Below are 20940 nucleotides of genomic sequence, written 5' to 3'. Positions count from 1 at the left end.
AAACCGTCGGCGGCGGAGACCGCGGCCAGGGCGGTGGACAGGCCGGCCACGAGGAGCAGTGCGAGCAGGCCGTGCATCACAGTCTCCCCACACCCGCGCCCGCGGTGACCAGCGACGGCACCGATGAGGCCGGGTCCAGCGTGTAGCTGTAGTAGGTGCCCGGCTCGGTCACCGTGCCGCCCGCCTCGCACGGGCCGGAGTTGACGAAGGCGTTGGCCCGCTGCACCAGCCGGCCCGGGTTGCTCTCGGCGTAGCCGCCGGTCGAATGGCACGGGTGGGCGACATTCTCGAAGTAGTTGCCCTCGGCCACCACGCCGGCGTTCTCGGTCGACGCGATCCCGTAGAGGCCGACGTTGCGATAGTAGTTGTTGTAGACGTGCACCGGCTCGCCGAAACGCACCCGCGGGTGCCGCTGGTTGGAGCCGTCGAAATAGTTGTGGTGATAGGACACCTTGAGATAGCCGATGTCGGCGGAGTAATTGTCGGAATGGCCGAGCAGCATCGTCTTGCCGGTGCCCCGGAAATGGTTCCAGGAAACGGTGACGAAAGTCGACTGGCGTTTGATGTCGAGCGAGCCGTCGTACGCCGGAAGGAACTCGTTGTGGTCGATCCAGACATGATGCGCGCCGTTGGTGACACTGATCGAGTCGTCCGAGGCCCCGCTGAACCGGAGATTCCGGATGATCACGTTGTTGCCGGGCCGCGTCGTGGTGCCGAGTTGGAGGCCGCCGCCGGTGATCTCCGCGGTCGAGCCCACGCCGATGATGCTCTTGTTGGCCACCACCGTGACCATGCCGCCCACGCTGACGCGGCCGGAGACCATGATGGTGTACGGGGTGTTGGCGCCGGCGTATCTCGCCAGGTCGGCGCCGGTGGTGACGGTGACCGTGGGTCCGGCCGCGCCGCCCGTCGTGCCGCCGGACACCGAGGCGAACCCGTCCGCCGTCGCGGCCGCCACGGCCCCGGCCGGCTGCCCGGCGCCGACCACGGCGACCAGCACGAGCGCCGCCACGCCCGCGGGACCAAGTCTGCGCATGCCGATCACACCTTTCCGACGCCGGCACCCGCCGGCACGATGGTGGGCACCGAGGCGGCACCGTCGGCCGCGTACGGGTAAAAGGTCCTCGGGTCCGTGACCGCGCCCCGGACCTCGATGGCGTGGTTGCAGTCGGCGAGGATGTTGTCGCGCCGCACCATGCGCCCGAGCGGCCCGCTGAAATCGACCCGTCCCGGGTTGTTGACGCTGACGAAGTAGTTGCACTCCACGAACAGGCCCGCGTCGTTGGTCGAGGCGATCCCGTAGCTGTTGTCGCGGAAGCAGTTGTCGTAGACGTGGACGACCGGCCCGCCCGCGCCTCCGGTGGTGGTGGCCGGCCCGTACCCGGCGACCGTGGCGAACCCGTCCGGTCCGGCCGCCGCCGCCGCGCCCCTTGCGGCCAGGAAAGTGCGGCGCCTCATCGGAGCACTCCGGCGCCGGCGGTGACGATCGCCTTCCCCGAGTTCGGGTCGTCCAAGGTGTACGAGTAGAACGCCGACGGCTCCTGCACAGTGCCGCTGCAGTCGGGCATGCCCGACTCGCCCACGAAAACATTGTTGCGGGCCACGCAGCGGCCGGCGGGTCCGGCGTACGTGTTGGTGACCGGCTCCTCGACGTCCTCGAAGTAGTTGCCCTCGACCAGGCAGCCGGCGTTGTTCTGGCAGGCCACCCCGGTGTCGGTGTTGTAGAAGTAGTAGTTGTTGAACACGTGGACCGGGTCGCCGAAGCGAACCCGCGGGTTGCGCTGCGGCGTCGCGTCGAACCAGTTGTGGTGGTAGGTCACCCGCAGCCGCCCGGTGTCCTGGGCGGCGTTCTTGTCGTCGTGGCCGAGCAGCATGTTCTTGGTGTGGTGGTGGGTGTGGTTCCACGACACCGTCACCAGCGACGAGCCGCGCTTGATGTCGATCAGCCCGTCGTAGCCCTGCGCCAGGTCGTTGTGGTCGATCCAGACGTGGTGGGAGAACATCTGCACGTTGATCGAGTCGTCCGAGGCGCCGCGGAACGTGAGGTTCTGGACGATGACATTGTGTACGGCGTTCGCGGGTGCCGTGGTGACGTCGGAGACCGGCAGGCCGATGTTGAAGCCGCCGCCGGTGATGCCCGCGGTCGAGCCGACGCCCACGATCGACTTGTCGCTGGTCACGTCGTACATGCCGGCCGGCAGGGTGATCGTGCCGCTGACGCAGACGGTGAGCGGCCCGGTCGTGGCGATCGCGCTCAGCAGTTCGGCGGCGGTGTCGACGGCCACCGTGGGTCCGCCCGCGCCGCCCGTCGTGCCCTGGGCGAAGCCGACCGGCGAGCCGGTGACCCGGCACGTGCCCGGGGTCGGCGGCGGCGTCGTCGGGCCTGGGCCGGGCGTGGGCGATGCCACCACCACGTCGTCGAAGGACGCGCTGGCGTACGAGGCCAGCAGCCCGATCCGCCCCGAGGACAGGGTGGAGTCGGTGGCCCGGACGACCGCGGCGCCGTCGACCGACCCGGTCAGCGTGGAGCCCTGCACGGTGAGCGCGAGAACGCGCCAGGCGCCGGTCGCCGCTCCCCCGGCCGCCGCCGTGCCGAGCACGGTCGCCGTGCCGCCGGAGACTCGCTGCAGCTGCGCCGCACCACCGCCGGTCAGGACGAACGCGTAGTACTCGCTGGAGGAACGCACCCGGGCCGCCACCCCGGCGGTGCGGCCGGTGGCGGCGAACGCGATCGGCTTCACCCGGGCCCGCACCGTGTAGTCGGCCCACGACGTGGTGCCGGCCAGCACGCGGGCGTTGGCGCCGGTGCTGGTCTGCCGGAACGCGGGCGAGCCGTCGGTGACCACCGACCACGACCCGCCGGAGCGGCTCCAGCCGTTGGCGTCACCGTCGTCGAAGTTGTCGCTGAAGAGCGTGTCGGCGTAGGCGGGCCCGGCCACCACAATGGCGGAAACGGCCAGCGCGGCCATGGTTATCCATCGAATTCTGGGCATGGGGAGATTCCCTCTTCTCCGGGAGCACCGCCGGCGGATATCCGAGACATCGGCGAAATCTAATACCGAAGATAGGGAAAGAAATCGGCGCAGGTCAATGGATTCCGTTTGCAGGTATGTTGCAGCCGAATCCACGCAGGGGAAACCGGCCCGACCGCTTCACCGGTCGGGTGCCCCGCTATGCCCGTTTCACGCCGAGCCTACGCCGCGGGTGTTTGCAGCAACAGTCCGAGCCGGAGCGGCGTCGAACGGATGCGTGTCCGCACTCCTCCTCGATCGCGGCCGGCCTGCTGCGGCGCGCCGGAGCCTGACTGTCCGACCCGGCCCACGTTCGGATGTCACCGCATCGTCTCGACGCTCACCGCGACCATCACCAGCCGCGGGGAAGACGCCGCCGATCCGCAACCGATTGACACGCTTCAGAAGGGCGGCGCGTCCTCACCCATCAACGCGAGCGTGACGCCACCTTTTCCGCTCTTGAGACGCTGCACCACAACCTTGCCGGTGCTGCCATCGGGCAACTGCAAGGTGAACGTTTTTCCGACGGCATTCTCGTCGATTTTGCGGGCGTCATTCGCCGGCCGGAAATCGCCTGCCCAGAGTGGAGTTGCGCCCTTACGCCCGGGTTCCGCGAAGAGCGCGGCCGTGCCCGGTGTCAGGGTGCCGTCCGAGGAGACAAGAATCGAGGCGGTGCGGTAGGTAGTCATATCCCGCAACGCTATCCCGGGGAGCACCCGATCGCGGCCGCGGGAATTGCCCCCTGACGCGAAAAGCTTTTTCGGGTACGCCGGCACGCCGCTCGACCACCGGGTACAACGCGACCGCGGTGCCGATGCCGGCCAGGGCCACGACCACCTCCAGCATGACGCCCCGGATCAGGCGGTGCCCGAGCCGGGAACCACGGGAAACCCGCCCGCGGCGAGGCTCAGTGCTGCCGCCGGCGGGCCTGGCGGCGCAGTTGCGTGATCCGGGCCGCCCCGACGATCATGGTCAGGAGGGCGGCGCCGACGGCGGCGATCAGCAGCGCCATGGCCAGCGGCAAGGTGCCGTGCATCCCGAGAAACGTGACCTCGACGCTGCCCGTGTTCTGCAGCATGAAGACGATCAGGACGACGAAGAGCAGCGCCGCGACGCAGATGCCGAACCAGGTCGAGCCCGTACGGGTACGCGGCGCACGGACCGGCCGGTCTTCGGCCGGAACCACTGATTCGGCCGGTAGCTCGGGAGCGGCCGCGGCGGAATTTCGGTGCCCATGGTCGGACATGACGTCCCCTTGAGGAGTGAGCCGGTGTGGCAGGCACCTCGAGGGCAAGGATGTCGTCGGTCCCGGGATGGCTTGACCATACTCTTGTCCGTCCCCGCCGGGCCGGGCTGAGCTCCGTCAATTGCGCGTACAGTGGGTAACGACCGACGGCCTTGTCGTCGGTGCCGGCTTCGGCCGGCGCGTGCGGCCCGGCGACCTGCCGCCCGCGCGTTGCTCACCGGCCTCGGTGGACCTCGTCTCGCCCCTGTCATCGGGCTGGGCCCGCGCCTGCGTTTGGTCCCGGACGACGGGAACCCCATGGCACCACAGATTTTTCGCCCGGAGGCGGCGGCTTCCCTCGAACCGCTCGGCCCGCGAGCGGCACCGGCACCATCGCGGCCGCCGTTGCACGACGGCGGCTGGTGGCCGCGCTCGGCCGACCTCAGAACGGAACTGCGCACCCTCGTGCCGATCCTCGATCACGTCCGGGGCCGGGTGACCCGACTGTTGCTGAGCGCCGGAGGCTGGGCCACCCGGCCCAGCCGGATCAGCACGGACGGCCGCACGGTCACCGTCGGCTATCAGGCCGACCGGTCCCCGTTCCTGATGACCGTCCTCTGCGCCGACGGCGGCACCTTCACCTTGCGGGTGGTGCCACCGGGCGCCGTTCCCGCGGCGCCGGAGCGGACGAAGGCCGGAACCGGCGAAGCCACCTGGGAGACCGAGGGAGGCGGACTCGGTCTGCTGGCCGGACAGACCGCCCGATGACGCCGGCGACGATCCGGCCGGTACGCCGGTCCGAACGGGGCCGCATGAGCGAAGCCATCTACCGGGCGGTCGTGGCGGCCGGCCGGGCGCCGTCGGCCCACAACGCGCAGCCGTGGCGATGGCGGACGCGCAACGACGTACTCGACCTCTTCGTGGACCACGACCGGATGTCCGGCTTCGCCGACCCGGAGGGGCGGCTCGCCACGATCAGCTGTGGCGCCGCCCTGCACCACGCCCGCCTCGCTCTGGCCGCGCGGGGCTGGCGCGTGACGGTCGTCCGCCGTTGCGACCCCGCCGACCCGGCCCACCTGGCTCGCCTGCGCATCGACGGTGCCGCCCCGGTGAGCCCGGCTACCGCGCGGCTGGCCCGCGCCGTCAAGCTGCGCCGCACCGACTCGCGCCCGGTCACCGGTGACCCCATCGACGCGGTCGATCGGCAAACGGTCGTCTCGGCCTTCAACACCCAGCATTCCCGCCTGACGGTGCTTCGCCCGGACCAGATCCTCGCCCTCACCGTCGCCACGGCCCACGCCGGAGGCGTCGAACCTGCCTTCGCGCAATGGCACGCCGAACTCGCCCGGTGGGCCGGCGGCGACCGCATCGCCGGCGCTCGCCTGGGCCCACGGCAGCCCATCGCCTCCGGCGAGCACGACCGGGCCGCGACCTTCGCGGTGCTGCACGGGCCCCGGGACGAGGACACGGACTGGCTCCGGGCCGGTGAGGCGCTGTCCGTGGGTTCCCTCGTCGCCACCGGCCTCGGCATCTCGGTACTGCCGTTCAGCGCGCCGATCGAGTACGCCGCCGCCCGCCAGGCGCTGCGCCGCGCCGTTCCCGAGCTTGGCCACCCGTACCTGATGGTTCGCCTGGGCCGTCACGCCACACGACCCGAGGCACCGCGTACGCCCCGGCGGGCGACCGCCGATTCCCTCCGCCTCGGAGACGCCGGGCCGGGCACGGGAACGCGCTGATATGTCGTCTCTGCGGCCCCGAGGTGGATACCGGCACGAGCACCCGGCGGGGACGCCGTTCGCGCGTAGGGTCGCAGGGACAGCGGGTCTTACGTGATGCTCTCCCACGCCCGTCCCGGCGCCGCGTTCTCACGGAGGTCAGATCATGTCCAAGGGTCGGTCGGCAAAGGCGAACGTCAAGAAGAAGGGCAAGACGATCAAGGAGAAGCAGGCGGCCAAGCACCTGAAGCGCGCACAGCAGAACGTCCACATCTCGGCCGTCCCGCCCACGGGACGCTGAGCCGTACTGTCGAGGTTTCCGTCGCCCCGGACCCCGGCGCCGTCCGTTCAGCAGCAGATTGCCGATCTCCGGGAGCAGAGGATTGATTAACGGCTAATGGCCGCCGGTCGGCAGGGTCGCCTCGATCATCGTTCCTCGTCCCGGCGGGCTGCTGATCCGTAACCGGCCTCCGTGGGCTTCGACGCGGTCGAACAGGCCGGTCAGACCGGAGCCCTGCCCGGCGTGAGCGCCGCCCACGCCGTCGTCGCCCACCGCGATGCGCAGAGCGCCCGCGCTGAGCCCGGCGTGCACCCAGGCACGGCTGGCCTGGGCGTATTTCACGACGTTGGTGAGCGCCTCGGCGATGACGAAGTAGGCGGTGGTCTCGACTTCCACGGCGAGCCGCGGCACCTCGATGGCCGCTTCGACCGGCAGCGGCAAGTCGGTCAGCAGCGATTCCACACCGCCGCGTAAGCCACTGCGGGTCAACGTCGCCGGGAGGATGCCGCTGACGATCTCACGGAGTTCGTCGGTGGCCCGCTGAGCGTGCCTGAGTGCTTCCTCAACATGATCGATGGTGGTCGGCACGTCGCTGTGCGCCAGTGACCGCCGTGCCAGCTTCAGGGTGATGACCGTGTGGATGAGACGTTGCTGGGCGCCGTCGTGGACATCGCGTTGAAGCCGCCGGCGGGTCTCGTCAGCGGTCGACAGGACCCGGGCGCGTGAAGCGATGAGCTGGGCGCGGCTGGCCGCGTTGCTCACCGCGGTCCCGGCCAGGTTGGCAAACCGCTGTAGGCGTTCTTCGATGCCGGGCAGCAGTGGTCCGTCAGCTGAGGTGGCCGCGAGCATCCCCCACACCTGGCCCTCCACCACGATCGGCGCCGCGACCCCGGCGGTGAGATCGTGGTCACGGGCGAAGGAGGCGTTCGGTTCGACGCTGAAGTCGTCCACACGTACGGCCTGCGCCGTTCGCCGGACACGGTCCGGCATCGTGCCGGGCGTGTAGCCGATGCGGATCCCCGGTGGCGTAGGCCCGTCGCTTTGACTGATCACTGTCATTGCCGCGTCCTGCTCGAAGCGGACAAGGGTCATGGGCTGACCGTCGAGGAGCTGTTGCGCCTCGGTCGCGACAGCCGTGAATACCAGGTCGGAGGATCCGCCACGGGCCGCCAGTTCGGCGACGCGCAGCAAGGCTGCTTGTTCGTCGGCGAGCGCCCGGACGTCCGCACGAGCCTGAGAGCTGGCGATCGCCGTGCCGGCCAGCTCCGCGAAACGCGCGAGCCGCTCTTCGAGATGTGGCGGCAGGGCAGTCCGTCCGGCTGCGACAAGGGCGCCCCACAACCGGTCTTCGGCCAGAATCGGTACGGCCGCGCTGGACTGGAATCCGCCGACCGCGGCCCGCCGTGTCCCCGATCCTGACATGCCTGGCCGCCGGTCCGCCCGGGCCGGCCGACCGGTCCGCCACACGCGCTGGGTGGCGCCGTCACCGCCGGCGGGGGCGCGCATGCCCACGGCAACGCCATCCGGCGGATCGTGGGCCGCGACCACCTCGGTTGCCCCGTCGGGCTCGAAACGCAGCAGGGTCGTGAACCCGACGCCGACCAGACTCGCGGCCTCCGTGACGACCGCTTCGAAGACGTCACGCGGTGCGGCGTCGTGTGCCACGAGCTTGGCCACCCGCTGCAGCGCGGCGGCGAGTTGCTCGAGTTCGTCGCGGGCCTGCGTGTTGGCGATCGCCCCGGCCAGCAGTTCAGTGAATTTCGCCAGCTGATCCTCGGTCCCAGGAGGAAGTGGGTCACCGTTCGTCGAGCCGACGGCGGTCAGACCCCATACCTCAGCGTTGACCATCACGGGAGCGCCGACAGACGTCCGCCAGCCCCACGCCCGGATCACGTCGGCCAGCGAGCCCGACACGTTCTGCTCATACGTCGTGATTCGGCTCGGGCGCTTGGAGTCCCAGACCATCCGGGCGAGGGTGCCGGAACCGAACGGGTGATGGACTCCGATGCTCTGGTATCCGACGGCCCCGTTCCAGCGGCCGACAACCGTCACCGTCTCGTCCCGGTGCAACTTCACTAGCGCGGCATCCGTCCCCGGAACCAGCCGCGCGACCTCGGTCACCAGCGCCTCGAAGATCTCCGCCCGGGGCGCTCCACATGCCACCAGCGTTGCTACCCGCCGCAGCGCTGCCTGTTCGGCGGCCGACCGTCGAAGATCCTCGAGATCGTTTGTCATGAAAGCCCTCGTGACCGACGGCGAGCACAGGCCCGGACGGTCTGGCTGGTGGCGCTCATGCGGTTTCTCCGGGACGTGAGGCGGCCAGGCACTCGTGCTACTCAACACCGCGGATGGCGGCGCGAATGCCTGCCCGGGCCGGTAGGGGCGTGGCCCTCACGCTGTCAAAACCGGTACGGGCTTCGCATACACAACGTTGTGTATTTCCGCCGCTCAGCCCCCGGACAGCGCCGGGCCCAGCTGTTTGCGACTGGCCACTCCGAGCTTGGCGTAAACCCGGTGCAGGTGGGTGCTGACGGTGCTTGATGCCAGGAAAAGTTGTTCCGCGATCTCCGGGGTGGTCAGACCGGAGGCGGCGAGGTGAGCGATCTGCAGCTCCTGTGGTGTCAATGTGGTGGTGGCGGACGGTGCCCTGCGTGGACGTTCACCCGAGGCTCGCAGCTCCTTGCGGGCGCGTTCGGCCCATGGCTCGGCACCCAGTGCCTGCAAGACCTGCTGCGCGGCGCGCAACTGCCCGCGGGAGTCGGCCACCCGATGATGCCGGCGCAGCCAAACGCCGTAGGCCAGCTGTAGTCGGGCCCGCTCGAAGGGATAGTCCGCTGATATCCGGGGCAGCGCGGCACGGAACGCGGCGTCGGCCTCGCCGTCGCGGGCCAGGTGTGCTGACGCATAGGCCATGCCCGCTTGCAGGACAGGCCAGCCGGCCTTCTCCGCGATCGGTTCGCACACGGCGGCGATCATCCGGAGCTGCTCGTAGCGTCCGGACAGGACCGCCGCCTCGGCGAGATGCGGTAGAGCCCACAGCCGTACGTACTCGTGATAGTGCAGGTCGGCCGGATCGAACAGGGTGCCGAGCTCGTCGAGCGCCGCTGCGGGACGGCCGCCGGCGAGGTGGGCCACCCCGCGGACCAGGGCGACCTGACACAACATCAGACGGGAACCTGTGGCCAGCAACTGCGGCTCGAGCTCATCCGCCGTGGCCAGCGCCGCGCCGTCGTCACCGGCGAGCGCCTTGGCGAAGGCGGCCAGCAGGTGTCCCTGGAACTGCCACGTGGCCTGGTTTGTCTCGAGCGCTGTGCGTTGCACTTCCTCGGCCGAGGTCAGGGCGAGCTGGACATCGCCGAGCAGGCCCGCGACGAGTGCCTGGGAACCCAGGACCTGCGGGAGGAGCGCTAAGAGACCCAGCCTCCTGATCGAGGCGAGCGCGGTCCTGAGGAAAGCGAGCGACGAGCGCAGATCACCGACTCCGCTCGCCGCGACGCCGAGGTACTGCGCCGCGACGACGTCCTGGTCGAAAGCCAGAAGGAGGCGACGCAGGCGGTCGATCGACACCCGGCCGTGCTCGATGGGAGAGACCAGAGCGATCACGCTGACATAGCGAGGGTCCGATTCGGGCAGACGCATTCCCTCGACGATCTGGACAATGTGCTTCCGTGCGGGCTCGCCGAGGTCGACCCACCAGCAGAGCGCGCTCATCGTGGCCAGCCCGTGAAGTGCGAGCTCGGTACGGCCTTCGGCCCGCAGCCGGGCTGCGAGGCCGGCCTGCAGGGCGAACGTCTGGTCGTAGGGCCATTGAAAGCCGTTCGAGCTGTGCCGCAGCCACTCCAGTTCGGTACGTTCCGGTGACGAGAGTTGATCTTCGCCAATGCCGTGGAGCAAGCTCCGCACCTTCGCGAACTGACTGAACCCGAGCCCGGCGTGCGCGGCCCGCAAGAGCCGGCGCGCACGCAGCGGACCGTCCGGTGTCAGCTGCGCCGAGCGCTCCCAGGCTCGCAGGGCGGAACTCGGCGAACCCGTCTGATCCGCTTGCTCGGCTACGCGAGCCAGGCGATCGGCCACCTCGGCATCGGTGTCGACGGTCGCGGCGGACAGGTGCCAGACCTGCCGGGCTTCCTGGCCGTCCAGGGCGGCAGCGATGGCGGCGTGCGTGGCCAGGCGGGTTGGTGCGGAGGCGGACCGGGTCACGGTCCAGCGGATCAGCGGGTGCCGGAACCGCACCGTCTCCTTGTCGGCCTCGAGGAGCCCGGCAGCGATGGCCGGCTCGAGGTCGTCCCGAGTCACGTCCGGGCCGTGGAGACGGTGCGCGACGGCGAGTAGCTCACCCAGGTCCACCGCGTCGTCGAGCGCGGCGATCACAACCAGGGAGTAAGTCAGTGCCGGTAGGCGCGAGATTGTCAGGGCGTACGAACGTTCCAGGCGTTCCGTGAGCGGAATGTCCTGGGACAACAGGTCGTCGTCACCCATCCTGGTAGCGGCGACGCCCAGCTCGAACAACCCCAGAGGATTTCCTGCGGCGTCACGCAGTACGCGTTGCGTCAGTGCCGGCCCTAACCCGGGAGCGGCTGTCTGCAACAGCGCGAGGGACGCGTCGGCCGACAACGGCTCAAGCCGGTGCTCCGGCAGCCCGGATCCGGACAGCAGCGATGTCGACTCCTCGCCGTCTCGCATCCCTACCAGCAGGCACACCTTGTCGTCGGCGACGCGGCGGCCGACGAAGGCGAGAATGTCCCAACTTTCCCGGTCGAGCCACTGCGCATCGTCAACGATCAGCACCCGTCCCTGACCGGCAGAGGTGGTGACGCAGTTGAGGGCCGCGCGGGCCAACTGGTATCGCTGGGCAGGGCTGCCCGCCCCGGCCGTACGCCCGACGGCCGTCTCCCATGAAGTGCGCGATTCGGGCGGCTGGCTGGCCAGCAGCGGTCCCAGGAGCTGATCGACGCCGGCGTAGGGCAGCTGCGCCTCGCTGGGGACTGCGGTGATGGCGAGCACGGACATGTCCTGTTGCCGGGCCTTGGCCTCGGCCAGGTGCAGCAGCGCCGATTTGCCGATCCCAGCGACCCCGCGCAGCACCAGGGTGGAGCCGCTCGACCGCTGACACCGTCCAAGAATGTCCAGTAGCAGGCTACGCTCGTGGTCCCGGCCGAAAAGCTCTGCCTCGCCGTCGTTCCGCACAGCCGCCCCCATTACCTCACTTCAGCCTGCGGAGCGTATCAACGCGGCCGCCCCGACCGGGTCTGAGAATTCTCGCCCTCGCCGATCTGGCGGTGGGACAGGCCGGTGGCCGCGAGCCGGGCGACCTGCAGTTCCTGTGCGGTCAGGCCTTCCTGGCCGCGCGCACGGGTACCCGCGATGCGGTCATCCGGCGCCGCCCGCGAGGCCAGGAACCGTAGGCGAGCTCGGGCCGGGCCCGGCGCCACGGCCACCGGATCAAGTCGCGGGACAACGCCGCGCCGGGGTGCACGCCAAACTCAGCACCGGAGCTCGTCCTTCGGGAGGAAGCCGGATCAGGCCTGCCTACGCTGAACGTGCGGTACCGCTGGGTGCGGTTGCCGGCGGCGCCGTCCCGGCGGCCGGGAGGTACGTTCCCGCGATCAGACGCCGGACGGTCGCGATGGCCAGTGCCGCGATGCCCAGGGTCAGCACGCCGGGCAGGGCTGCGGCCCAGACGCTGTGCCCGGGCACGTCGAGGGCTGCCAGCCAGTTGACGGCCAGGGTGAACGCCGCGGCGTACGAGAACGAGAATGCCCACCATCCGGGGCCGAACCGGACCCGCCGGTAGACCGGGATCAGGCGTAGCTGCACCAGGATCATGAGGATCGCGTAGCCGGCGAGTCCGGCCGCGACCGCGTCGATCCGTCCGCCGTTGATGACGAACCAGGCGTTGCCGGCGACCACCGGCGGCGCGACCTCGATCGCGATGGTCGGCAGCAGGGGCGGGGGCAGGGCAGGAGCGGTGAACAGACGCAGCAGGATGACCGCGCCCAGGATGAACCAGCAGATCACCCCACAGCCCAGCATGGCCATGGCCAGCGTGCGATGACCGAGCGCCGCGCTGCCACCCGCCCCGATCAGGCCACCGCCGACAGTCGGCAGGAAATAGCCGGGGTGCCACTGAGCGAGCTGGAGATCCGCGATGATCCACTCACCGGCCAGCCAGCCGCCGAGCGCCACGGTCAGCACCAGAGCGGTCCCGAAGACGAACTCCCCGGCCGGACGGGCATGGCCGGCCACCGTGACGCCGAGGAACATCGGCACGATCACGATCAGCGCGGTGAACGGCGCGAACACCGGGTCCTTGAGCTCGGTGCGCAACCGTCCACCGCGGACGACATCGCGGCCGTACCAGATCAGCGACGCCGCCCAGATGGCCGCCGAAACAATCCACAGCGTGTCCGCCGGCCAGCGGGGCAACCCAGCGACAGCGTGAGCGGTGGTCCAGCACTGGGCGAGCCCGCAGAAGCCGAATGGTAAGCCGAACACGTTCGCCGTCACCCGGTACGTGCGTTCACTGGTCGACATCACGGCGTCCCTCCCGATCTCGTCAGCGCGTCAGCCGATGAACTTGAGCAGTTCCGCCCGGAACTTGTCCGCTTCATCGACGTAGACGGCGTGCCCGGCCGTGGCGAAAGTGACCAGCCGGGCGTGACGGATTCCCGCGGCCACCGCCTGACCGTGCACCAGCGGCACGATCTTGTCGTTGATCGCGTGGAACACCCGGGTCGGTACCTTGATCCGGGCGAAGTCGGCCGTCAGGTCGGTGTCGCGCAACGCGAACAAGGCATCCCGGCTCGCCGGCAAGGAGGCCTGGTCCAAGCACTGCCGTTCGAAGAACTGCAGGAACGGATCCGTGGCGATATCGGTGTGCGTGGAAAAGAAATTCGTCGTCAGGCTCCGCACCGCTGCCGCCCGGTCGGTGGCATAGCCTGCGATCAGGCCGTCGAGCGCGGCGGCGAGGTCAGCGGACTGCGGGCCGTACACGAACCGCGGAGCCGGTGCTTCGGCCACCACCAGCTTGCCGACCCGGTTACCGAAGCGGGAAGTGTGCCGCAGCGCGACCGCACCGCCCATCGAGTGCCCGACCAGAGTGACGTCGCGCAGCGACAACGTCTCGAGAACCGTCTGGATGTCGCGGGCCCACAGGTCGTACGTGTACGGGCCGTACGGGGCGTCGGACAGCCCGAATCCACGCTGGTCCAGGGCGATGGCCCGGTAACCGTGATCGGCCAGGTGGAGCAGGGTGCCTTCCAGGGTCGTGGACGCCAGCGGCCAGCCGGGAATGAAGACGACCGTCCCGCGGCGACCGCCCTTGAGGTCGGCGATGTTGACCTCGACACCTGGGGCTACCGGGACGCGGGTGCCGCCACGGCTTCCCTCGGCGGCCGGGGCGGCGGAAGCCGGCGTCCCCCCGGCTCCCACGACGGTTGCCGCGCTCAGCGCGGCGCCGGTCCCGGCAGCCAGCACCGATCGGCGGGAGGCCCCGCGCTGCCCCGTGGGGCCGTCCTCGTCCGTCCTGTTCTGCTGATTCATGTCGTGTGCCGCCTTTCGTCACGTACGCGTGATGGGGTTTTGTTCGGCTGTCCGGCCGGGTTGATCTGGAGTGCTGACGCCGGTTCCGTCAGGCGTCAGGCTTCAGTGAGGGCGTGGCTGCCGGCGGCCTCGACGATCATCCGGGCGGTCGCGGCCGGGTGGGAGATGCCGACCACGTGTGAGGCGCCCGCGATCTCGATCGTGCTGCGCGGCTTCGCTCGGCTCGCCATGATCCGGTGGGAGCCGGCCGGGATGTTGTGGTCGAGCTCGCCGAACAGGAACCAGCTGGGCACCGAACGCCACAACGGTTGGTCGCCCGACGGCTCGGCCAAGGCCCGGTCGGTGACCGGCCGCTGCGTGATAGCCATCAGGCGGGCCTGCTCGGCGGGCAGGTCGGCCGCGAACTGGTGGTGGTACTTGTCCGACGCGATGTAGGTGTCCGCACCGCCGGCGGTCAGTGGCACCGGCACGAGGGTTTCGGCGAGAGTCGACCCGGGCGCCAGCGCGGCGGCGTCCGCGCAGCTCTCCCCCACGTCGAGGGCAAAGCCGGCGACATAGACGGCCCCGATCACCTGTCCGGGCGCGGCGATGACGTTGGTGATGATCGCGCCGCCGTAGGAGTGCCCGGCCAGGACCACCGGGCCGTCCACAGTCCGGAGCAGGTCGCTCAGCAGCGCCGCGTCCGATGCCACTCCCCGCAGTGGTGTGGCGAACGCGATCACCCGGTGCCCGGCCGCCGACAACGGTTCCAGCACTCCGTCCCAGCTGGACGATCCGGCGTACGCCCCGTGGACGAGGATCACCGTCGGCTTCATCTGCTGCCCCCTCGAGTAGCCGCCCGCCACCGCGACGGACAAGGTGAGGCTCGCAAACGGCGGGCGGCGACAACGATCAGGCGAGCCGGATTCCCCTACCGGGTTGGCCCGCCTTTTCCTCCGGTGAACACCCCCCAGTTCTCGGGGCAGCCGTCTTGGTCGGGACGCCGTGGCTTTGCCAGGTTGAGACCAGAGAAGGACAACCGAGGAGCGCAGATGTCCACCATCACCGTCGGCACGGAGAACACGACCTCGATCGACCTGTACTACGAGGACCATGGCAGCGGGCCGGCCGTGGTCCTGATCAGCGGCTGGCCGTTCGACAGCCGTTCCTGGGAGCCGCAGGTCCATACATTGCTGACCGCGGGCTACCGGGTGATCGTCTACGACCGGCGCGGGTTCGGCCGGTCCAGCCGCCCGGCCGGTGGCTACGACTTCGACACACTGGCCGCGGATCTCGACGAGCTGCTGACCTCGCTCGATCTGCGCGACGTCACGCTGGTCGGATTGTCCTTGGGCACCGGCGAGGTCGCCCGCTACATCGGCGTCCACGGCACGCAGCGACTCAGGTCGTGCGTGTTCATCGAGAGCCTCGCACCGTCGTTCGGTAAGTCGGCGGAGAACCCGAACGGCGTCGACCAGGCCGGCGTCGACGCGGTGCAGCAGGCCATCTTGCACGACCGGCCGGCCTGGCTGACCGCGATCATCGGCGACATGCTCAACCTCGACGAGCTGCTCGGCAAGCGGGTCAGCCAGGACGCCGTCCGCAACCTGTGGAACGCCGGTGCCGACGCCTCGCCGGAGGCGACCTGGGCCTGCCCGGTGACCTGGCTGGACGACTTCCACGACGACCTCAAGCGCATCGACATCCCGGTCCTGGTGCTGCACGGCACCGCCGACCGGATCCTGTCGATCGAGGGCCAGGGACGCCGCATGCACGCGGCCCTGCCCGACGCGCACTACGTCGAGATCGACGGCGGGCCGCACCTCATGGCCCTCAGCCACGCCGACGAAGTCAACCGCGAGCTGCTCGCGTTCCTCGCGGAATAGCCCCGGGCAATCCCGCGCCACCAACGTCAGAAGGAGCATCACTGTGCCCGGTCAACCCGCCGTCGTCCTCGAGCCCGCCGCGACATGATGTTCGACGGCTTCGCGCAGCACGCCCTGCAGACCGCACGAGGACGGATCTTCGCCCGGGTCGCCGGGCAAGGACCACCGTTGCTCCTGCTGCACGGATATCCGCAGACCCATGTCATGTGGCACGCCGTCGCCGACCAGCTGGCGGAACGCTTCACCGTGGTCGTTGCGGATCTGCCCGGGTACGGAGCGTCGTTCCGCCCGGTACCCGCAGCGGACCACGCACCACATTCCAAGCGGGCCCTCGCCGCCGATCTTGTCCAGGCCATGGGCCTGCTCGGCCACGAGCAGTTCGCCGTGGCCGGTCACGACCGGGGTGGCCGGGTGGCCTACCGGATGGCCTTGGATCACCCCGGCCGCGTCACTGCCGCCGCGGTCATCGACGTCGTGCCCACCGCAGAGGTGTGGGCTCGGGCGGACGCTCAGATGGCCCTCGGTTACTGGCATTGGGCGTTCCTCGCCCAGCCGGCGCCGCTGCCCGAGAGGCTCATCGCCGCCGATCCCGGCGCTTTCTTCGACTTCCACGTCCGGGCGCTCGGCCTCGGCCGGGCACCGAACCGGTACCCGGCCGATCTGATGGCCGGGTACCGGGCGCTGCTCGATGACGTGAGCACTGTCCAAGCGATCTGCGAGGACTACCGGGCCGGGGCCACCGTGGATCGTCTCCATGATGACGCCGACGTGGGCGTACGGAAGATAGCCTGCCCGCTGCTCGTGTTGTGGAGTGCGGACGGGGCGTTGCCACGCTTCTACGGCGACGTGCTCGACGTCTGGCGGCCCTGGGCCGACGACGTCACCGGACAACCGATGCCGGCCAGCCACTTCATCGTCGAAGACCAGCCGGAGATGACCGCGGCCGCTCTGTCCGCGCTTCTCCTGCGCCGACCGTCAGCTTTCCCCCTCTGATGATTTCCAGGAAGGGCAATGACATGGCATCCCATGCCGCAGATCGGGCCGATGACCTGGCCGCCACTCTCAAGCGCACCGAAACACTGCGCCGGGAATCCTCCATCCCCGGCCGGGACATCGTCCAGGTGCGCACCGAAATCCCCGCCGGCGTGCAGTCCGGATGGCACATCCACCCCGGCGAAGAAGTCGGCTACATCGTCGCCGGAACGGTGCGCATGGAGATCCGCGACCAACCGACACTCACTCTGCATCCCGGCGACGGCTTCTTGATCCCGGCCCGGACACCCCACAACGCCACCGATCTCGGCCCCGACACCGGCCTGATGCTCTCGACCTACCTCGTCGAAACCGGAGAGCCGCTGGCCACGTTCGTGCACTGACCCGAGCACGTGTTGAGGCGGCCGTTCGCCACACCGGACGGCCGCCTCATCACGGCCGACGCGTCGCTCGGTTGAGCCCGTCCCGTGAAGAGCACGGCGGACGTGGTGGATGCAGTCCTCGGGCTTCAGAGGGGGACCGGCTGGACGCGAGCAACGTCGACGCGCCGCTTGACCGGCCGGCACCGACGACCGGCGCCACCGCATCCGCGAGCAGGAACGCCGCGGCCCGGCGTCTGCCGCCACCGGACATCACAGTAAGCGTGTACGTGTTGAATCCGTCAGTAAGGTCGTGGGCAAGCACCGCGACCGCAACAGCCGTCGCCACGCTCACGGCGGCCCCGAAACTCACCCCGATGCTCAGCCCATCGAAGAAACTGTGGCCGACCAGCACCCCCGCGGCGAGCAGACCGGCCGGGCCGACGTCAGGGTGGTGCTTCGCGTAATGAGAAAGCACCACCCTGAGGCAGCTCCAAAGCCTTGTCGATGACGTGAATCGTCAAGAGTCCGGCGACGGTGGTCGTCACCGCCGAACCCAAGCCCAGAAGAATCGGCAGAGCCGGCAACGTCAAGTAACTCAAACTTGGTTGAGCCCGCCGTCGACGAACAACTCACTGCCCGTGATGAAGCTGCTTTGATCACTGGCCAGGAACAACACGGCCGAGGCGATCTCGTCGGGGCTACCCATCCGGCCGAGCGGCACCTGGCTGGCCAGCAAGCCTTTGAGCTGCGCGGCCTGGTCCGCGTCCGGGGCCAGACCGGTGATCCCGGGCGTGTCGGTGGGACCAGGCGTCAGGGTGTTCACCCTGATACGCCGCTCTTTGAGCTCGTTGGCCCAGGTCCGGCTGAAGGACCGCACCGCCGCCTTGGACGCGCCATACACACCGAAGGCCTCGTGGCCGACGCTGGCGTTGGTCGAGCCGGTCAAAATGATCGATGCTCGATCATTAAGCAGGGGCAATGCCTTCTGGACGGTGAACAGCAGCCCTTTGACGTTGGTCGCGAAGATCCCATCGAAGTGCCGCTCGTCAATATCCGCCAAGCGCCGGAAGGATCCGCCGCCGGCATTCGCGAACAACACGTCGATACGCCGCCCGCTCTGCTCGACCGTCGCAAACAGCTGGTCGAGGTCAGCGAGGTTCGCAACGTCGCCTTGAATGCCGACGACGTCGGCGCCGATCTCGGCGATCGCCTTGTCGAGGGCGTCCTTGCGGCGACCAGTGATGAACACATGCGCCCCTTCTGCAGCGAATCGGCGGGCGGAAGCCAGCCCGATTCCACTGGTCGCACCGGTGACCACAGCAGTCCTGTCCTGAAGCTGTCCCATCCTGCGTCTCCCAGTTCTGCCGTCCGCCGACATGTTTCGGCCCTACCCTTCGGACCGAGACGGCGACCAGCTCTCTTGTCGCGAAGCACCATCGCTGCACCAAACGCTATTCGCCGATCGCGCTGCCCCTTACCGGGCTGGCCCGATGTCTCAGATGGGGTCGCCAGAAAAGGAATAGGGCCGGCCGGAACAGCCAACCGCCAAACGGGTGGCCATCACCATGTCACTGATCTTGCGCGCGGCGAGGCGCCGGCGCCGATCAGGACAAGGTCGGCGGGCAGGGCGGCGCCGTCGGCCAGCTCCACTGCCCGCACCGGGCCCTCCCGTCACCGGCGAGAACTCCTCGCCAAAGAAACACGCATAGAGGGTCGAATTTCAGGAAGCGCTGACACCCCGAATGGTCCCCGACGATTTCGATTCCCCAGCTGGTGCAGCACCCTGGATACGGTGATGTTTGACCTTTCCGGCATCCGTCCACCCACGCACTGCCCCTACGTAAGGGCGGATTGGCTCCACCCTGTCGGCGATCCCGATCGTCCCCGGCCGGAGGCGCCCTACCGCAAGACTGCTTTCTCGTCGATGACGTGTGGTGCCTCGCCGAGGAACGTTTCAGATGGCATCGGCCCGAGCGCGATGCTGACCGTCGTCAAGGTGTAGCGCCAGTCCCCCATGCCAGTCGCCGACGACCAGCGGTTGTTCAGCTGCCACCGGACCCACTCGCCGGGCTGAAGCAGTACCACCGGGCGATGCGAACGGACGGGGACCCCAAACCCATTCGGCAGCCGCACCCGCAGCGCGGACCCCACGAGGCGTAACCCGAACTCATGCCGTGGTGGAGCCTCACACATCGCGCTCACCCGCGGCTCGAAGTCGTCTTCCTCCCCCATGGTGACGTCGTGGAACAGCGGCGTGTGCCCGCAGGGCAGCGCGAAGGCGGTCGGGGCAGCGTTGCGGGCGGTCGCGCGAGGGAAGCCTCGGGACCGCTTGCTCCAGGTGGTGCGTACGCGCTGCACTATGACGTCCATGGCCGCCATAGTCCCAACCCGTCGGCGCCAGCGGCAATCACGTTCGCATCGTGCCAACCAACTGTCGGCTGGCACCTGGCCCCTGGCCCCTGGCCCGGTCCCGGCTCGGCGTCAAGGTGCACGTACTCCGGAAGGTCGCCGGGCACGGTTCCCTGAGCACCACGCAGCGGTACTTGCACCCGATCAGCGCTCGATCGAGGAGGCCGGATCGGCGCTCAGCGTCCACCTGCGCGCTCCCAGAAATCTCCCCGTGTCCCCAAACGGTCCCCGACTCCGAACCGTCTAGTAGGAATATCCGGATCTAGCTGAATGACAGAAGGTCCGCTGACCAGGGTTTACACCCTAGCTAGCGGACCTTCAAGATTGTCGGGCTGACAAGATTTGAACCTGCGACCCCTTGACCCCCAGCATTTAGACGGCCCAGCGACGTGCTAACTAACGTTTTACCAGGTCGTTAAAAAGTATACTCGCCCGAGTAAAGGTGTGGCTGAAATCCCGCCTCCCAAGCCCCTCCGCCCCTCACTCTACCTGCACATTTACTACTTCAGTTCCTCCAGAAGAGTTGTCCTCCGCATCGTCACCAACGCCTGGCGCAACGTGCGGGGCATATGAGCGGCGTGCTCTGCGGCCTGCGAGGATGGATGCCTCTACTCAAGGAGCCGCCGCGGGCACCATTTGGCTTCAGGTTTCGTTAAGGCACTCGACAAATCGTCAAGCACGATTCACGGTTCGCTGAATAGTTGGAATTTGCCCCCACGCAGAGTGTATCGATCCGAGCCCTCCTTGCGGGGGTTCGCGGACGGTATAACGCCATCATGAGGACTAGTCCTGGTCGTCGATGTCGGCTTCCTCGTCGGCTGATTGCGCGCTTCGGCGATACTGAGGATGGTCGTTGTCCATCTGGATGGCCGCATGCAACGCGACGGGGTAACGGGCGCGATCTGACCAGTACATGGTTTGGTGACAGAGTTGCGCGGTGGCAAATGCGAGCGCTTCGTGGGAGACCCGGTCGTTGAGGGCTATGGGGAAGATCTCGGTGGCGGTCATCGAGTACCAGTTCTCGGGGATCTCGCTCTTGCGGCGTTCTTCTTTGATCTCGGACATGACGGCGCGCTGCGCATCCCATCGGGTGTATTTGGCGCCGAGCCGGCCGGAGTTGCCGCCGTCGTAGTTGCGGGGCACGTTGCACAGGAGCCAGACCGGGGTACTGAAGTCTGTCTCGATCTTGTACCGCGCCCTGGATGTCTCGCCTTGTTTCGTGGCGTCTCGGCCGCTGAGCTGATGGGTGTATCCGGTGGGCGGGGGCACGCGGTCGTCGGCGATGTTGATGCGGATGATTGCGTCGGGGCGTTCGTCGGTGGGCAGGCTGTAGCCGGGCAGCCAGTATTTGCTTTTGCCGGTGTCGGGCTGAGTTCCCCCCGTTTCGACGGAGCGGTGATTACCTGCTTCCGGTCGGGGCGGGGATGAGGTTATCTGGCTCGGTCTGGGCGTGCCAGGCGGTCTCGTATTCATCCGGGCTGAGGTAGCCGAGTTCCTTCTGGATGCGGCGGGTGTTGTACCAGCCGTCGATGTAGGTG

General features: G+C 68.8%; 20 protein-coding genes and 1 pseudogene. 7 read left to right on the top strand and 14 right to left on the bottom strand.

Going from position 1 to position 20940, the window contains the following annotated elements; genetic code table 11:
* Window positions 1–76 precede the first annotated feature (76 nt).
* The 5 genes from ACGFJ7_RS20775 to ACGFJ7_RS20755 all read right to left on the bottom strand — a co-directional run bounded on the left by ACGFJ7_RS20775 (window position 77) and on the right by ACGFJ7_RS20755 (window position 4257).
* Complete coding sequence (locus ACGFJ7_RS20775) at window positions 77–1036, bottom strand: pectate lyase (protein ID WP_360260851.1); 960 nt, start codon at window positions 1034–1036, stop codon at window positions 77–79.
* Window positions 1037–1041: 5 nt separating this feature from the next.
* Window positions 1042–1458, bottom strand: a complete 417-nt coding sequence (locus ACGFJ7_RS20770; RefSeq protein WP_392643203.1) for a hypothetical protein — start codon at window positions 1456–1458, stop codon at window positions 1042–1044.
* Window positions 1455–2993: a polysaccharide lyase family 1 protein gene (locus ACGFJ7_RS20765; RefSeq protein ID WP_392643201.1), complete on the bottom strand. Its 1539-nt coding sequence runs from the start codon at window positions 2991–2993 to the stop codon at window positions 1455–1457. Before ACGFJ7_RS20765 ends, ACGFJ7_RS20770 begins: the two co-directional genes overlap by 4 nt.
* A gap of 419 nt (window positions 2994–3412) precedes the next feature.
* A complete protein-coding gene (locus tag ACGFJ7_RS20760) occupies window positions 3413–3700 on the bottom strand; it encodes a hypothetical protein (RefSeq protein WP_360260857.1) in 288 nt (95 codons plus the stop codon).
* Window positions 3701–3918: 218 nt separating this feature from the next.
* Window positions 3919–4257, bottom strand: a complete 339-nt coding sequence (locus ACGFJ7_RS20755) for a lipopolysaccharide assembly protein LapA domain-containing protein (protein WP_360260859.1) — start codon at window positions 4255–4257, stop codon at window positions 3919–3921.
* Window positions 4258–4554: 297 nt separating this feature from the next.
* Here ACGFJ7_RS20755 and ACGFJ7_RS20750 point away from each other — a divergent pair, with 297 nt between their 5' ends.
* The 3 genes from ACGFJ7_RS20750 to ACGFJ7_RS20740 all read left to right on the top strand — a co-directional run bounded on the left by ACGFJ7_RS20750 (window position 4555) and on the right by ACGFJ7_RS20740 (window position 6252).
* Complete coding sequence (locus tag ACGFJ7_RS20750; RefSeq protein ID WP_360260862.1) at window positions 4555–5004, top strand: DUF5994 family protein; 450 nt, start codon at window positions 4555–4557, stop codon at window positions 5002–5004.
* Between the two features lie 44 nt (window positions 5005–5048).
* The gene (locus ACGFJ7_RS20745; RefSeq protein ID WP_360260864.1) at window positions 5049–5972 is read left to right on the top strand and encodes a nitroreductase; all 924 of its coding nucleotides are present in this window, start codon (window positions 5049–5051) and stop codon (window positions 5970–5972) included.
* Window positions 5973–6117: 145 nt separating this feature from the next.
* Complete coding sequence (locus ACGFJ7_RS20740) at window positions 6118–6252, top strand: hypothetical protein (RefSeq protein ID WP_360260866.1); 135 nt, start codon at window positions 6118–6120, stop codon at window positions 6250–6252.
* A gap of 93 nt (window positions 6253–6345) precedes the next feature.
* Here ACGFJ7_RS20740 and ACGFJ7_RS20735 read toward each other — a convergent pair whose 3' ends face one another.
* The 5 genes from ACGFJ7_RS20735 to ACGFJ7_RS20715 all read right to left on the bottom strand — a co-directional run bounded on the left by ACGFJ7_RS20735 (window position 6346) and on the right by ACGFJ7_RS20715 (window position 14588).
* Window positions 6346–8466: a GAF domain-containing protein gene (locus tag ACGFJ7_RS20735; RefSeq protein WP_392643198.1), complete on the bottom strand. Its 2121-nt coding sequence runs from the start codon at window positions 8464–8466 to the stop codon at window positions 6346–6348.
* A gap of 213 nt (window positions 8467–8679) precedes the next feature.
* Window positions 8680–11418, bottom strand: coding sequence for an AAA family ATPase (locus ACGFJ7_RS20730; RefSeq protein ID WP_360260870.1), 2739 nt, complete (start codon window positions 11416–11418; stop codon window positions 8680–8682).
* A 342-nt stretch (window positions 11419–11760) separates the two neighbouring features.
* Entirely contained in the window at window positions 11761–12765 is a 1005-nt protein-coding gene (locus tag ACGFJ7_RS20725; protein ID WP_392643196.1) for a hypothetical protein, read from the bottom strand.
* Window positions 12766–12795: 30 nt separating this feature from the next.
* Window positions 12796–13773: an alpha/beta fold hydrolase gene (locus ACGFJ7_RS20720; protein ID WP_392643194.1), complete on the bottom strand. Its 978-nt coding sequence runs from the start codon at window positions 13771–13773 to the stop codon at window positions 12796–12798.
* A gap of 95 nt (window positions 13774–13868) precedes the next feature.
* Window positions 13869–14588, bottom strand: a complete 720-nt coding sequence (locus ACGFJ7_RS20715; RefSeq protein WP_360260876.1) for an alpha/beta hydrolase — start codon at window positions 14586–14588, stop codon at window positions 13869–13871.
* Window positions 14589–14804: 216 nt separating this feature from the next.
* On the opposite strand from ACGFJ7_RS20715, the gene ACGFJ7_RS20710 reads away from it, so the two are divergent.
* From ACGFJ7_RS20710 to ACGFJ7_RS20700, 3 genes are all read left to right on the top strand, one after another.
* Window positions 14805–15638 (top strand): alpha/beta hydrolase, encoded by an 834-nt coding sequence (locus ACGFJ7_RS20710; protein ID WP_360260878.1) that lies wholly within the window; start codon window positions 14805–14807, stop codon window positions 15636–15638.
* 84 nt (window positions 15639–15722) lie between these two features.
* Window positions 15723–16631 (top strand): alpha/beta hydrolase, encoded by a 909-nt coding sequence (locus ACGFJ7_RS20705; protein ID WP_360260880.1) that lies wholly within the window; start codon window positions 15723–15725, stop codon window positions 16629–16631.
* Complete coding sequence (locus tag ACGFJ7_RS20700; protein ID WP_392643192.1) at window positions 16631–17014, top strand: cupin domain-containing protein; 384 nt, start codon at window positions 16631–16633, stop codon at window positions 17012–17014. The genes ACGFJ7_RS20705 and ACGFJ7_RS20700 overlap by 1 nt, the downstream gene beginning before the upstream one ends.
* A 574-nt stretch (window positions 17015–17588) precedes the next feature.
* On the opposite strand, the gene ACGFJ7_RS20695 is transcribed toward ACGFJ7_RS20700, so the two are convergent.
* Both ACGFJ7_RS20695 and ACGFJ7_RS20690 read right to left on the bottom strand, forming a co-directional pair.
* The gene (locus ACGFJ7_RS20695; protein WP_360260886.1) at window positions 17589–18338 is read right to left on the bottom strand and encodes an SDR family oxidoreductase; all 750 of its coding nucleotides are present in this window, start codon (window positions 18336–18338) and stop codon (window positions 17589–17591) included.
* A gap of 554 nt (window positions 18339–18892) precedes the next feature.
* Entirely contained in the window at window positions 18893–19363 is a 471-nt protein-coding gene (locus ACGFJ7_RS20690) for a hypothetical protein (RefSeq protein ID WP_392643190.1), read from the bottom strand.
* Between the two features lie 107 nt (window positions 19364–19470).
* Between ACGFJ7_RS20690 and ACGFJ7_RS20685 the strand changes: the two are divergent.
* A pseudogene (locus ACGFJ7_RS20685) lies at window positions 19471–19649 on the top strand (site-specific integrase); the annotation flags it as partial.
* Window positions 19650–20185: 536 nt separating this feature from the next.
* Here the strand turns inward: ACGFJ7_RS20685 and ACGFJ7_RS20680 are convergent.
* Window positions 20186–20836, bottom strand: a complete 651-nt coding sequence (locus ACGFJ7_RS20680) for an RNaseH domain-containing protein (protein WP_392643627.1) — start codon at window positions 20834–20836, stop codon at window positions 20186–20188.
* Window positions 20802–20906, bottom strand: coding sequence for a hypothetical protein (locus ACGFJ7_RS20675; protein ID WP_392643625.1), 105 nt, complete (start codon window positions 20904–20906; stop codon window positions 20802–20804). The genes ACGFJ7_RS20680 and ACGFJ7_RS20675 overlap by 35 nt, the downstream gene beginning before the upstream one ends.
* Window positions 20907–20940 lie beyond the last annotated feature (34 nt).

This window comes from Actinoplanes sp. NPDC048988 (genome assembly GCF_043197815.1).
Classification (GTDB): Bacteria; Actinomycetota; Actinomycetes; order Mycobacteriales; family Micromonosporaceae; genus Actinoplanes.
Note: the sequence above shows the minus strand (reverse complement) of the source record. Positions and strands in the feature narration are given on the sequence as shown.

What these genes read in the sequence shown, in the direction of transcription:
- ACGFJ7_RS20775 (WP_360260851.1), bottom strand. Translation starts at nt 1,036, where the DNA reads ATGCGCAGACTTGGTCCCGCGGGCGTGGCGGCGCTCGTGCTGGTCGCC.
- ACGFJ7_RS20770 (WP_392643203.1), bottom strand. Translation starts at nt 1,458, where the DNA reads ATGAGGCGCCGCACTTTCCTGGCCGCAAGGGGCGCGGCGGCGGCGGCC.
- ACGFJ7_RS20765 (WP_392643201.1), bottom strand. Translation starts at nt 2,993, where the DNA reads ATGCCCAGAATTCGATGGATAACCATGGCCGCGCTGGCCGTTTCCGCC.
- ACGFJ7_RS20760 (WP_360260857.1), bottom strand. Translation starts at nt 3,700, where the DNA reads ATGACTACCTACCGCACCGCCTCGATTCTTGTCTCCTCGGACGGCACC.
- ACGFJ7_RS20755 (WP_360260859.1), bottom strand. Translation starts at nt 4,257, where the DNA reads ATGTCCGACCATGGGCACCGAAATTCCGCCGCGGCCGCTCCCGAGCTA.
- ACGFJ7_RS20750 (WP_360260862.1), top strand. Translation starts at nt 4,555, where the DNA reads ATGGCACCACAGATTTTTCGCCCGGAGGCGGCGGCTTCCCTCGAACCG.
- ACGFJ7_RS20745 (WP_360260864.1), top strand. Translation starts at nt 5,049, where the DNA reads ATGAGCGAAGCCATCTACCGGGCGGTCGTGGCGGCCGGCCGGGCGCCG.
- ACGFJ7_RS20740 (WP_360260866.1), top strand. Translation starts at nt 6,118, where the DNA reads ATGTCCAAGGGTCGGTCGGCAAAGGCGAACGTCAAGAAGAAGGGCAAG.
- ACGFJ7_RS20735 (WP_392643198.1), bottom strand. Translation starts at nt 8,466, where the DNA reads ATGACAAACGATCTCGAGGATCTTCGACGGTCGGCCGCCGAACAGGCA.
- ACGFJ7_RS20725 (WP_392643196.1), bottom strand. Translation starts at nt 12,765, where the DNA reads ATGTCGACCAGTGAACGCACGTACCGGGTGACGGCGAACGTGTTCGGC.
- ACGFJ7_RS20720 (WP_392643194.1), bottom strand. Translation starts at nt 13,773, where the DNA reads ATGAATCAGCAGAACAGGACGGACGAGGACGGCCCCACGGGGCAGCGC.
- ACGFJ7_RS20715 (WP_360260876.1), bottom strand. Translation starts at nt 14,588, where the DNA reads ATGAAGCCGACGGTGATCCTCGTCCACGGGGCGTACGCCGGATCGTCC.
- ACGFJ7_RS20710 (WP_360260878.1), top strand. Translation starts at nt 14,805, where the DNA reads ATGTCCACCATCACCGTCGGCACGGAGAACACGACCTCGATCGACCTG.
- ACGFJ7_RS20705 (WP_360260880.1), top strand. Translation starts at nt 15,723, where the DNA reads ATGATGTTCGACGGCTTCGCGCAGCACGCCCTGCAGACCGCACGAGGA.
- ACGFJ7_RS20700 (WP_392643192.1), top strand. Translation starts at nt 16,631, where the DNA reads ATGATTTCCAGGAAGGGCAATGACATGGCATCCCATGCCGCAGATCGG.
- ACGFJ7_RS20695 (WP_360260886.1), bottom strand. Translation starts at nt 18,338, where the DNA reads ATGGGACAGCTTCAGGACAGGACTGCTGTGGTCACCGGTGCGACCAGT.
- ACGFJ7_RS20690 (WP_392643190.1), bottom strand. Translation starts at nt 19,363, where the DNA reads ATGGACGTCATAGTGCAGCGCGTACGCACCACCTGGAGCAAGCGGTCC.